We start from the raw sequence: 12,843 nt of genomic DNA, 5'->3' as shown, positions 1-12,843 counted from the left end.
CTTTGAACTCCGTTCATCCACCTTTGAACTCCGTTCATCCACCTTTGAACTCCGTTCATCCACCTTTGAACTCCGTTCATCCACCTTTGAACTCCGTTCATCCACCTTTGAACTCCATTCATCCACCTTTGAACTCCGTTCATCCACCTTTGAACTCCGTTCATCCACCTCAGAACTCCGTTCATCCACCTCAGAACTCCGTTCATCCACTTCAGAACTCAACACTTTCACATTAGAAGAAAAAGCTAGTCTCTAAACTAAGGCTACCTACTTAATAATTTTTTTCAAAATAAAAATACAGACTGTTCATCTTGTTTGTGATTTGGGAATTTTAGGAGTTGAAGGCGTTTTACAGCAGCAGAGGAACAGTAGGACATCCAATGTTCAAGAACATGACCTTGCAAACACGGTTGATCGGTTCATTTTTATTCATGGGACTGATTGTACTCAGTATGGCCTTGCTGGGATGGTTCACCACCAACCAGTTAAATCAGTACATTAACATCTTAGAGACGGATAACATCCCCAGTGTGTCCGGGATATGGAAGATTAACGAAGGTCAGACACAAATCCAATCGGCAGAACGCTCACTATTTGATCCTGAAGTCACTGTTAGTGAAAGACAGGGTGCAATAACTAAAATCCAGGACGCTTGGAAACAGATTAACGATGGTATTAAGCAGTACGAAGCAACGCCACTAAGCGAACAAGAAAAAAAAGAGTATGACTTACTTAAAGAACAACTGGGTGTCTGGAAGCAAGCCCATGAGAAATTGTTAGATATTGAGCAACAATTCAATCAACTGGGTGTTCCCAATCCTTGGAAAAAACAAATTGAATTAATGCGTGCAGGTAAAGAAAAATCATCGGATTTTGCCACTATTCAAGCGGCATTGCAATTACGTAATCGTATGGATTCTGAGGGAGCAAATAGGGAAGAACCGTTATTTAAAATAACTGACGATCAAGCAAGCAAACTTTTAAAACTTAATGAAGGTTACATATCAGATACACAAAAGGAAGTCGAACAAAATGTAGCTCGTAGCATTTTCTGGATTTCTATAGGAATCGCTATTGGCCCCATAACTGCAATTGTTTTGGGGTTTGTAATCGCTCGACAAATTGCATTTCAGGTTATGAGTGTCGTTAGAGTTGCAGAGCAAATTTCCACGGGTAACTTAACAACTCAGGTTAGGGCTGATCCCAACAGCAAAGATGAAATGAATAGACTATTAAGTGCTTTCCAAGGCATGACCCAGAATCTCAACACTCTGATTCGTCAGGTACAGCATTCAGGCATCCAAGTGACTACTTCAGCTACTCAATTAGCAGCTTCGGGTAAACAATTAGAAGGGACGCTCGTTGAGCAGATAGCTTCTACTAATGAGGTAACTGCCGCTACTAAAGAAATTTCCGCTACCTCTAGAGAACTTGTAAGTGCAATGGAACAAGTTGCGACCATTTCCCAAATCACGACGACAGCAGCGAATGATAGCCAAAAAGATATCGTGCGGATGGAAACCACTATGCGCCAGTTAGCAGAAGCCACTAATGCGATCGCTGCTCGACTGGGAGTAATTAGCGAAAAGGCAAACAGCATTAATACTATCGTCGTCACAATTACCAAGGTGGCAGACCAAACAAATCTGCTGTCATTAAATGCTGCGATCGAAGCCGAAAAAGCTGGGGAATATGGCTTGGGCTTTGCTGTAGTTGCTAGAGAAATTCGCCGACTAGCCGATCAAACTGCCGTTGCTACTCTTGATATTGAGCAGATGGTGAAGCAGATGCAATCTTCAGTCTCTACAGGTGTAATGGAGATGGACAAGTTTGCCGCAGAAGTAGGGCGAAATATAGAGGATGTTGCCAGCATTAGTACACAAGTTGGGCAAATTATCCAGCAAGTACAAGACCTGAATCCGCGATTTGAGTTTGTCAGCCAGGGTATGGAAACCCAATCTGTGGGAGCGCAACAAATTAGTGAGGCGATGGTGCAGTTGAGCAGCACATCCGTGCAAACTACAGATTCCTTGCGGGAAATTAATCATGCTATAGCACAACTTAACCAAGTGGCGCAGGGATTGCGTCAAGAGATTGCCCGCTTTCAGGTGAAAACAGAAGACGCTATACCCCTGATTCACCAACTCTCTTGAGTAGCCCTTATGAACCCCGTCATACCATCAAATATTGAACGTTGTTGGAATTTTATCGGCATTGAGGGCGATCGCTCCTGTCCCCAATTAGCCACCTATACCCATTGCCGCAATTGTCCCGTTTACTCTACTGCTGGACGGCATTTGCTAGAGCGCCCTATACCTGGAGATTATCGCCATCAGTGGACTCAGTTATTGGCAGAATCTAGAACTGATGAAAATTCCCTGATGCCATCCCATGCTTTGCCCACAACTCAAATAACGGTTGTAATTTTTCGTCTCCAACGGGAATGGCTAGCACTTTCTGCCCAAATCTTCAAAGAAATGTCCCCTCCAAGGGTGATTCATACTCTACCGCATCGCAGCAATCAAATCTTGCGGGGATTGGTGAATATCCGAGGCGAATTACTATTGTGTATCTCTTTGAGTCATTTGCTGAATCTGGAAGTTGCTGATACAGCAGTACAAACCGTGAGTCCATTAGTCTATTCGCGCCTGGTGGTGCTGGAAAAGGCAGGTAACACTTGGGTTTTTGCTGTAGATGAACTTTATGGGATACACCGATTTCACCGGGATGAATTACAAGATGCGCCTAAGAGTCTGACTCAAGGAACTCAAGCCTATACTAAAGGATTATTTCACTGGCAAACTGGCGTTTCACCAATGCGATCGCACAGTGTCAGCTATTTAGATGATGAATTGTTATTCACCACCTTAGCTAGGAAGGTGCTGTGATGTTAGAAGAATTTGATGTCAGCAATCTTTCCTTGCTTGATTTATTCAACATGGAAGTAAAAGCTCAGGTTGTGGTGTTGAACGATTGCCTGTTAGCACTGGAGACGAAGCCCGATCCCCAAGAAGAACTTGAAGCCTTAATGCGGGCAGCCCATTGCATCAAAGGCGCTGCCCGAATTGTCCAAATCGATCCGGTTGTCAACCTTGCCCACGTCATGGAAGACTGCTTTGTTGCGGCTCAAGTAGGGAAAGTTACCTTAACTGCCGATCGCATTGATGTGTTGTTGCAAGGGGCAGATATGCTCCTGCGTATAGCTAAAACGTTCACAGCTAACCCAAATTTGCAAAGTTTAGAAAATATCGGCATTCAATCGTTAGTGGGTGCGATCGCTAATATCCTAACTCCAGAGACAATCTCTACAGAAATTCCTCCCCTACTAACAACGGCGCAGTTAGAAGAAAACCAACAAACAACCCTTATCTCCCCATCTTCAGAAGAACTAGGCATTACCCAAAATCGGGCGGTGCGAATGAGTACTGAAAATCTCAACCGCTTGATGGGTTTAGCTGGAGAGTCTTTAGTTGAGGCGAACTCTTTAGAACCATTTGCTAATTCTTTGTTGAAGCTGAGAAACAATCAGGGGGAATTGTCCAACCTCCTGGAGAAGTTACAGGAGTTATTAGGCAACTATCATCTGGATCGACAAATTAAGGAAACCTTGAGTGCAACTCATCAAAAGGCTAACGAATGTTACCAGATGATGAGCGATCGCCAAAACGAACTAGAAAAATTTTCTCAGCGTTCTGCTAACCTTGCCCAGCGCCTATATCAGGAAGTTATTGCTACCCGAATGTGTTCCTTTGCGGATGGGGGACAGGGATTTCCGCGAATGGTACGTGACTTAGCAAGACAATTGGGTAAACGGGTGAAACTGGAAATCTTTGGTAAGTCTACTCTGGTAGATCGAGATATTCTAGAACGCCTAGAAGCCCCATTGACTCATATCCTGCGAAATGCGATCGATCATGGCATTGAATTGCCCCAGGAACGTCTAGCAGCCGGAAAGCTAGAAGAAGGAATTATTCGCATTGAAGTTACCCATCGCGCCGGAATGCTGTTTATCACTGTTGCAGATGATGGACGGGGAATCGATATCGAGTTTTTGCGCCAAGCAGTTATCGCTAAACAACTGACAAACCCAGAAATGGCTGCCCAACTTACCGAAGTTGAGTTGATGGAGTTCCTGTTTTTACCTGGTTTCTCCACCACCCAGACTGTCACCGAAATTTCGGGACGCGGTGTGGGTTTGGATATAGCCAATAACACAGTGCGGGAAGTTGGCGGAACGCTGCGGGCGGTTTCTGTATTGGGAAGGGGCATGACCTTTTACTTGCAGTTACCGTTGACGCTATCTGTGATTCGCACCCTGTTGGTGGAAATTGCTGGTGAACCCTATGCTTTTGGGCTGACACGTATTGAACAAGTGTTGATATTATCCAGGTCTAAGATTGCTGTATCGGAAAATCGCCCATTTTTCCTGATGAATAATCAACCTGTGGAGTTGATTTTAGCGAGTCAAGTTTTAGAGTTAGGATCGCCTGGGGTGAATATAGAATCGCTATCAGTGATTGTGATTAGCGATCGCCTCAACCATTATGGATTAGTTGTAGATCGGTTTCTCGGTGAGTGCAGTTTGGTTGTCCGACCTTTAGATCCCCGCCTTGGTAAAGTCGCCAATATTAGCGCCGCCGCCCTCATGGATGATGGTTCGCCAGTGTTGATTGTCGATGTCGAAGATTTGGTACGTTCCATTGTGAAGGTGTTTTCTAGCGGACAACTCTCTCAAGTAAATCAGTCTACTCATCAAGCAGTTACCAAAATTTACAAGCGAGTGTTAGTAGTGGATGATTCAATCACCGTGCGCGAAATGGAGCGCAAACTCTTGGAAAATAATGGTTACAAAGCTGAAGTGGCTGTTAATGGCGTTGATGGTTGGAATGCAGTCCGTAGCGGCGATTATGACTTAGTGGTGACAGATATTGATATGCCCCGAATGAACGGCTTTGAACTCACCAGCCAGATAAAAACTCACGCCAAGTTGAAGCAAACACCCGTGATTATCGTTTCTTACAAAGACCGGGAAGAAGACAGATTGCAAGGCTTAGAAGCAGGTGCAGACTATTACTTAACTAAAAGTAGTTTTCATGATGACACTCTATTAAAGGCGGTGATTGATTTAATTGGAGAAGCATAAACCAATTTTAGATTTTGGATTAAAAAGCTTTATTCTCAGACAATATTGAATACTTCTCGGATTTTGCATTTTTAATTCTGAATCAGGTTTTAGGAAAAGGTTAAAGGGTAAGGGTTAAAGGTTTTTTTGATGAAAATTATAAATTAAAAATATACAATATAAATCTTTTGTAGAGACGGCGATTTATCGCGTCTCTTGCCTTAACCGAACTATTTATTGTGTCAACTTTAAATTGAGAAATAAACCTTTGACAATCCAAAATCCAAAATGGTATAGCCTGTGAGAATTGCGATCGCTAACGATATGTTCATGGCTGTAGAGGCATTGCGGCGGATTATAGCAAAAATACCAGATTGCAAGCTGGCGTGGATTGCCTACAATGGTGCGGAAGCTGTGAGCAAGTGTGCGGCTGATACCCCTGACTTAATTTTGATGGATGTGTTGATGTCCAGCATGGATGGAGTAGAAGCGACACGGCGCATTATGAGCCAATCTCCCTGCGCTATTGTCATGGTTACTGCTAGCGTCAATCGCTATGCAGCCCAGGTTTTTGAAGCAATCGGCTATGGAGCCTTAGATGCGATAAACACGCCAGCATTCGGTGATGATGCGCTATTAATAAAAATTGCCACGATCGCCCGCTTAATTGGTAAATCTTCACATCGGCGATCGCCACCTGTCCATCACTCAAAATCACTCTCACCCCTAATTGTGATGGGATCTTCTACTGGTGGCCCCCAAGCATTGAGAACTATTCTCTCTCAATTTCCCCAAGATTTTCCGGCGGCTGTAGTTGTTGTTCAGCACATAGATGCCCAATTTGTCCAAGGTTTTGCCACTTGGTTAAATGAGCAAATTTCTCTGTCTGTGCAAATTGCGATCGCAGGCGCATCACCACAGCCTGGTAAAATTCTTGTTGCCGGCACAAATCTTCATTTGGTGATGCGTCCCGATCTCACCCTTGGTTATGACAAAGAACCACTAAATTATTCCTACCGTCCATCGATTGACGTTTTCTTCAAGAGTGTGGCTAAAAATTGGACTGGAAAGGGAGTTGGGGCGTTGCTGACGGGGATGGGTCGAGATGGCGCTCAAGGCTTAAAACGATTGCGTGAAGCAGGTTGGCACACTATTGCCCAAGACCGCAAAACTTGCGTTGTCTATGGTATGCCGAAAGTAGCAGTGGAATTAAAAGCTGCGGTGCAGGTTTTACCAGTTGAGGCGATCGCACCAGCCTGTATCAAGTTTTTATCATAGCATATTTACGGATAAATACTTAGATATCTAATTACTTGATTATACTATCTAGTTTCCTTGGTATTCACCTTGAATATCTTAGAGTAATCAGTCGCTCCAAACTGGACTAAATTATTAAAATACCTTTACGAAGTATTTCAAATTACCATCTATATCGTTCTACTAGTATATAATTGCAACATCATAAGTTAATTGACTTTATTTATTAGTTTGTCACTTTTTAAACAAACACCACTTAGAGGTGCTAAATGAACCTGCAAGAAACAGCACTCTTACAAATATCTCCAAAGACAGGAATATCATCACCAAAGTGGAGTGAACCACAAACCCCACAAAATGTGCCATTTATTCCAGATTCCAAAATATCCGCAGTCAGACTTTTGCTAATTGACGATCAGGTAATTATCAGCGAAGCCTTTCGTCGGATGATTGCGACAGAAACAGATATATCCCTTCACTACACAAGTAATCCAGCTAAAGCCATTCAAGATGCGATCGCCATAGAACCAACGACGATCTTTTTGGATATGATCATGCCAGATATCGATGGATTAATGCTACTGCGTTGGTTTCGCTCTCATCCAGTAACTCGTGATATTCCTATCGTCATGCTATCCAGTAAAGAAGAAGCAAAGTTGAAAGCTGATGCCTTTGCTGAGGGTGCAAATGACTACCTAATCAAGCTACCCGATGCAGTTGAATTAATTGCCCGCATTCGTTATCATTCCAAGGCATACAATAACCTCAAAGCACTCACGACAGCAACTGCTACTGCCAAACTTCAAGCACAACAATTAGAAAATACCTTACGAGAATTACAAACTACCCAAGTTCAATTAGTTCAAACTGAGAAAATGTCTAGCTTGGGTAGGATGGTTGCAGGTTTAGCCCATGAAATTAATAATCCTGTTAATTTTATTCATGGCAATTTTAATCATCTTAATAACCATGTAAATTGTCTTTTAAATTTAATCGAACTATATCAAGAAAAATATTCTGAATCCTTACCTACATTGGAAGATGAGTATGGTGATTTTAACTTGGATTTTATCATAGAGGATTTACCAAAAATTCTTTCATCCATGAGGATAGGAACCGATCGGATTCGTGACATTGTGCTGTCTCTCAGAAACTTTTCTCGACTCGATCAATCAGATAAAAAAGCTGTCAATATTCATGAAGGTATTGAAAGTACTTTATTACTTTTAAATCATCGCCTACATCCAAAAATTGAAATTATTAAAAAATATGGTAATCTTCCACCAGTTCAATGTTATCCAGCCCAACTAAACCAAGTATTCATGAATATCCTTAGTAATGGCATTGATGCTTTACTAGAGTTAGATAATCAGATCCAAAGGCAAATTGTGATTAAGACTGAAGTAACTGAATTGGAAACAGTCATAATAACATTTAAAGATAACGGTAATGGAATAGATTCTGAGATTCAAAGCAAGATATTTGATCCTTTTTTTACAACCAAACCTATCAACAAAGGAACAGGATTAGGTTTAGCAATTAGCCATCAAATTATTGAGAAACATCATGGCAATATCCAGCTAAAGTCTGAACTTACTTATGGAACGGAATTTGCGATTGAAATTCCAATAGGATTACCTATTACTCATAAAAGCAACATTTAACTCCTCGGTTTTATTGAATTGTCATTGGGTTATTGGTCATTGGTACTATTAAATAAAATTCAAAACTTCATCCCCTATATAGCTTCCCTCTCCAATATATCGGAGAAGGATTGAGGGTGAGGTAAGCCAGGGACATAAATTGTATGTTATTTAATTCTTATTCCTAAAGCGGTGAGCAGCTATCCCCGACACCCTTTTAAGAGACGGGATTCCCGCCGATTTTTGATTTATTATTGCTTACTGACTGCCGCCAAAAATTATAAGTTAAAAAATCCAAAATCCTTAGACGCGATCGCACTTGTTTACCGGAATCCATAATTTACATCATCGAATCTTAATGATGAATTATGAATCATTTGCTACCGCTTGCGTACATGGGATGAGTGACGCTAGTGTTAAAAGAAATCGTGCAAAGCTAAACCCTTATCCAAGAAGTCGAATAGGAAGCTAGAATGGCAATTCCAAATAAACAAGTAAAATCTAATACTGATATTTTAGATAATAGACGCACCCAAACTCGCATCCAGGTTCGCATTCCTAAAGACTTACACGAGGAACCAGTCATTTCACGGCTGGTTTCTCACTATGGGGTCATAGTCATTATTGCTGATGCTCAGGTAAGCGCAAACGTGCCACAATATAGCTGCTTCGATCTGGAACTGCGAGGTACTGTTTCTCAGATTGAAAGCGCCCTAACTTACCTGGATGAACTGGATTTAGAAGTTTTGCACCAATCCAGCCCTGAAGAAGATGGGTGGTAAATCTTAGTTAGGAGTTAGGAGTTAGAAGTTAAAAAATTCATAATTCGTAACTCCTAACTTTTAACTCTTAACTTTGTTTAAGCCATTTGATTTTCAATCGCCCACCGCGCTAGTTCAGTGCGGTTGTGAAGATTGGTTTTGCCCAACATATTGGACACATGGCTTTCAACTGTGCGCTGACTAACATTTAGTTCTTCAGCAATTTCCCGGTTAGCTAAACCCCTAGCGACAAACTGGACTACTTTCAGTTCAGTTGGGGTTAATTGCACATCGAAGGGAACCTGGATGCGGGAACCGTTTTCGCCTCCTTTAGCTTGGTGTTCTTTCCAACGGATAGTTTGTTTCAGCGAGGATTCAACTTGCGCTACGAGTTCTTCTGGTTCAAAGGGTTTGACCATATAAACATCAGCACCTTTATTCAGACCCTTAACTCGGTCTGCACTTTGTCCCTTAGCTGAAAGGAAAAGAACCGGAATCCAACTGGTGCGTTCGTTTTGCCGGACTTGTTCCACAAAAGTATATCCGTCCATTTCCGGCATCATCACGTCGCAGATAATCATGTCTGGAACATCTTGCTCTAAAATTTCCAGAGCTTCACGTCCATTTTCGGCGGTGATGACTTCGTATCCCCGGAATTCTAAGTAATCCTTCACCAGCAAGATGAGGTTAGGGTCATCATCAATCAATAGGAGTCGTTTGTGATCTTTCATGCTGGGCTCTTTCATAGCAGTGGCACTTGTCGCGCTTCGGTCCATCAAAGTCTTGAATATTTATCCTCTATGGTGGGTTATTTCGAGATATTGTCCTTTTTCCTACTTAACTTGCCTTTGCTGTCTCGAAACCTCAAAAATGCCGAGCACTTTCAAGAGACTAGTAGCTCGATAGCAAAAGTCCAGCAAGGATACGTATAGCAGTAGTATCTATAATGCGCTATTATATATCGCATTGAAAGTGGCGGGCAAAAAAACACTGATTAAATAATAATCCTTCTAACTCACAAGTAAGTATTGGCTTAAAGATGACCCTACCTCAAAACCAACCCGCACTTTCTTAAAGCTTACTGCTCTACCATATCCTTCGGTTGCCAAGCCTCTATGAGGTGTTCACAAGAAACTAGGGAAGTTTCTGGCAAAGGATGGTTTAAGAATGCATATTCTTCTACCACCTTATTGCCTATTAAGTGTTCTTGAACGATCCGCTCAATAACTTCCAATTTTGCTTGGCGATACCAGACACCATCAGGGTAAACCACTATTATGAGTCCAGAACAACAAACACGCAAGCAGTTGGCTTTAGTTCTATAGACGCATAAGGGATAATTCTGTTGCGGCTCATCAAGTTTTAACTCTTTAAGTCGCTCTTCTAAGTATTCCCTGGATTCCAGACTAGCTCGTTTTGAGCAGCAATTAGCAATTGTCTGGTCAGCGCAAATAAAAATGTGTCGCTGAATCTTTGCAAGTCCTAAACTTTCTGCACAATTACTCAGGAGCTTATCTTCTAGAGATTTAGTAGATTTAGGGATTTGATGGCTGGGCTGGATCACTGTATTGTTACTCATCGAGCGGCTCCCTGATTACAGTTCTATAACAATTTGCAAGGTTTGCAAATAAAGTTGACTGACAGAGGAATGGGGCATTGGGGAGGCAGTGCGGTCTTGTGGTTTCCCCAAGTGGAGCAACTGCCGTCATTGGGAATTGGGAAAACTCTTCACTACTCCCGACTCCCGACTCCCTTTGACCATATAAAAATATACGGAGCTTACAGGACAGAACCCGCAGAGTAAAAATAATTAGGCATTTATACTTAAGTACACTAACGCTCTCCTAGTTCGGGAACCCGTACTAAAGGAATTCTTGCCATTGGATGCCAATTTTCGGTAGATTAGCACTCAGGGGTTGAGAGTGCTAATCTCTGGAGAAAATAATTATGGCAGCCTTATCTTTAAGCGTTTCTACAGTTAAACCTTTGAGCGATCGCGTTTTCGTAAAAGTGAACGCCTCAGAGGAAAAGACCGCAGGTGGTCTGTATTTGCCCGATACCGCCAAGGAAAAGCCCCAGGTAGGGGAAGTTGTTGCCCTTGGTCCTGGCAAGCGTAACGACGACGGTAGCCGTCAGGAATTGGAAATTAAAGTCGGCGATAAAGTGCTGTACTCCAAGTACGCTGGCACTGATATCAAGCTCGGCACCGAAGAATATGTACTGCTTTCTGAAAAAGATATTTTAGCAGTCGTTATCTAATTGTCATTAGTCACTGGTCATTAGTCATTAGCCAATGACAAATGACAAAAGACAAAAAACAAAAAACAAATGACAAAGGACAAATAATATGGCAAAGCGCATTATCTACAACGAAAACGCCCGTCGCGCCTTAGAACGAGGCATTGACATCCTGGCTGAGGCTGTAGCTGTCACCCTTGGCCCCAAAGGTCGTAACGTAGTTCTAGAAAAGAAATTTGGCGCACCGCAAATCGTCAATGACGGTGTAACGATCGCTAAAGAAATCGAATTAGAAGACCATATTGAAAACACTGGTGTAGCTTTGATTCGTCAAGCTGCTTCTAAGACCAATGATGCTGCGGGCGATGGCACTACCACCGCTACCGTTTTAGCTCATGCGATCGTCAAAGAAGGCTTGCGGAACGTTGCCGCTGGTGCTAACGCAATTTCCCTGAAGCGTGGTATTGACAAAGCTACTGCCTTTTTGGTAGACAAAATCAAAGAACACGCCCGTCCAGTGGAAGATTCCAAAGCCATTGCCCAAGTTGGTGCGATCTCGGCTGGTAATGACGAAGAAGTCGGTCAGATGATTGCCCAAGCAATGGACAAGGTGGGTAAGGAAGGCGTAATTTCCCTAGAAGAAGGGAAATCTATGTTCACCGAGTTGGAAATCACTGAAGGGATGCGCTTTGACAAAGGCTACATCTCTCCTTATTTCGCTACCGACCCTGAGCGGATGGAAGCGGTTTTTGATGAACCTTTCATACTGCTGACCGATAAGAAAATCGCTTTGGTACAAGACCTCGTACCAGTTTTAGAGCAAGTAGCTCGTGCTGGTCGTCCTTTGGTGATTATCGCTGAAGATATTGAAAAAGAAGCTTTGGCAACCTTAGTAGTAAACCGTTTGCGCGGTGTACTCAACGTGGCTGCTGTTAAGGCTCCTGGTTTTGGCGATCGCCGCAAAGCACTATTAGAAGACATCGCTGTTTTAACTGGTGGTCAACTAATTACCGAAGATGCTGGTTTGAAGCTAGATAACACCAAGCTAGATAGCCTGGGTAAAGCTCGCCGGATCACCATTACCAAGGACAGCACTACAATTGTTGCCGAAGGTAACGAAGCTGCTGTTAAGGCTCGTGTCGAACAGATTCGTCGTCAAATAGATGAAACCGAATCTTCTTACGACAAAGAGAAACTACAAGAGCGTCTTGCTAAACTATCTGGTGGTGTGGCTGTAGTGAAAGTTGGTGCAGCAACCGAAACCGAAATGAAAGACAAGAAACTGCGCCTAGAAGACGCTATCAACGCCACTAAAGCTGCTGTGGAAGAAGGTATTGTTCCTGGTGGTGGTACAACTCTGGCTCACCTTGCTCCTGAATTGGAAGTTTGGGCAAAGAGCAATCTTAAAGATGAAGAGTTGATTGGTGCTTTGATTGTCGTTCGCGCCTTACCTGCACCTCTGAAGCGAATTGCTGAAAACGCCGGTCAGAATGGTGCTGTTATAGCTGAACGCGTGAAAGAGAAAGAATTTAATGTTGGCTATAATGCTGCGACAAACGAATTCGTCGATTTGTTAGCTGCTGGTATTGTTGACCCTGCTAAGGTGACTCGTTCTGCTCTGCAAAACGCTGCTTCCATCGCTGGTATGGTGTTGACAACCGAATGTATTATAGTTGACAAGCCGGAACCTAAAGATGGCGCTCCTGCTGGCGGTGGCGCTGGTGGTGGCGACTTCGATTACTAATACGTAGTTACATAATTTGTTAAAACGGCTGCTTCCTTTGTGGAGGCGGCTGTTTTTTTTATGTCAAGATTCAGGTGT

The 12,843-nt window shown here is 42.8% G+C and carries 11 protein-coding genes; 9 read left to right on the top strand and 2 right to left on the bottom strand.

The window, feature by feature from the left end; translation table 11 throughout:
- The 7 genes from V7K55_RS23090 to V7K55_RS23060 form a co-directional block, all read left to right on the top strand.
- On the top strand, positions 1-256 hold a 256-nt coding region (locus V7K55_RS23090; RefSeq protein WP_334834998.1), incomplete at its 5' end, for a hypothetical protein.
- 124 nt (positions 257-380) lie between these two features.
- A complete protein-coding gene (locus V7K55_RS23085) occupies positions 381-2,153 on the top strand; it encodes a methyl-accepting chemotaxis protein (protein WP_334834997.1) in 1,773 nt (590 codons plus the stop codon).
- A gap of 9 nt (positions 2,154-2,162) precedes the next feature.
- Positions 2,163-2,888 carry a chemotaxis protein CheW gene (locus V7K55_RS23080; RefSeq protein ID WP_334834996.1) on the top strand — a complete coding sequence of 242 codons (726 nt, stop codon included), beginning with the start codon at positions 2,163-2,165 and terminating at the stop codon, positions 2,886-2,888.
- Complete coding sequence (locus V7K55_RS23075; protein WP_334834995.1) at positions 2,888-5,143, top strand: hybrid sensor histidine kinase/response regulator; 2,256 nt, start codon at positions 2,888-2,890, stop codon at positions 5,141-5,143. Before V7K55_RS23080 ends, V7K55_RS23075 begins: the two co-directional genes overlap by 1 nt.
- Positions 5,144-5,422: 279 nt before the next feature.
- Entirely contained in the window at positions 5,423-6,400 is a 978-nt protein-coding gene (locus V7K55_RS23070; RefSeq protein ID WP_334834993.1) for a chemotaxis response regulator protein-glutamate methylesterase, read from the top strand.
- A 248-nt stretch (positions 6,401-6,648) separates the two neighbouring features.
- On the top strand, positions 6,649-8,043 hold the full coding sequence (locus tag V7K55_RS23065) for an ATP-binding protein (RefSeq protein WP_334834992.1): 1,395 nt from the start codon (positions 6,649-6,651) through the stop codon (positions 8,041-8,043).
- Positions 8,044-8,495: 452 nt separating this feature from the next.
- Positions 8,496-8,804 carry an NIL domain-containing protein gene (locus V7K55_RS23060; RefSeq protein ID WP_190892551.1) on the top strand — a complete coding sequence of 103 codons (309 nt, stop codon included), beginning with the start codon at positions 8,496-8,498 and terminating at the stop codon, positions 8,802-8,804.
- Between the two features lie 77 nt (positions 8,805-8,881).
- On the opposite strand, the gene V7K55_RS23055 is transcribed toward V7K55_RS23060, so the two are convergent.
- Positions 8,882-9,559 (bottom strand): response regulator transcription factor, encoded by a 678-nt coding sequence (locus tag V7K55_RS23055; RefSeq protein ID WP_012407592.1) that lies wholly within the window; start codon positions 9,557-9,559, stop codon positions 8,882-8,884.
- 302 nt (positions 9,560-9,861) lie between these two features.
- On the bottom strand, positions 9,862-10,362 hold the full coding sequence (locus V7K55_RS23050; RefSeq protein ID WP_334834989.1) for a (2Fe-2S) ferredoxin domain-containing protein: 501 nt from the start codon (positions 10,360-10,362) through the stop codon (positions 9,862-9,864).
- A 368-nt stretch (positions 10,363-10,730) separates the two neighbouring features.
- On the opposite strand from V7K55_RS23050, the gene groES reads away from it, so the two are divergent.
- Together groES and groL are read left to right on the top strand one after the other, a co-directional pair.
- Entirely contained in the window at positions 10,731-11,042 is a 312-nt protein-coding gene (gene groES, locus V7K55_RS23045; RefSeq protein ID WP_069071443.1) for a co-chaperone GroES, read from the top strand.
- An 88-nt stretch (positions 11,043-11,130) separates the two neighbouring features.
- Entirely contained in the window at positions 11,131-12,765 is a 1,635-nt protein-coding gene (gene groL, locus V7K55_RS23040) for a chaperonin GroEL (protein ID WP_334834988.1), read from the top strand.
- The last annotated feature ends 78 nt before the right edge of the window (positions 12,766-12,843 follow it).

The organism is Nostoc sp., assembly GCF_036919895.1.
Classification (GTDB): Bacteria; Cyanobacteriota; Cyanobacteriia; order Cyanobacteriales; family Nostocaceae; genus Nostoc.
The sequence above is the reverse complement of the archived record's forward strand: the minus strand, read 5'-3'. Positions and strand labels throughout refer to the sequence as shown.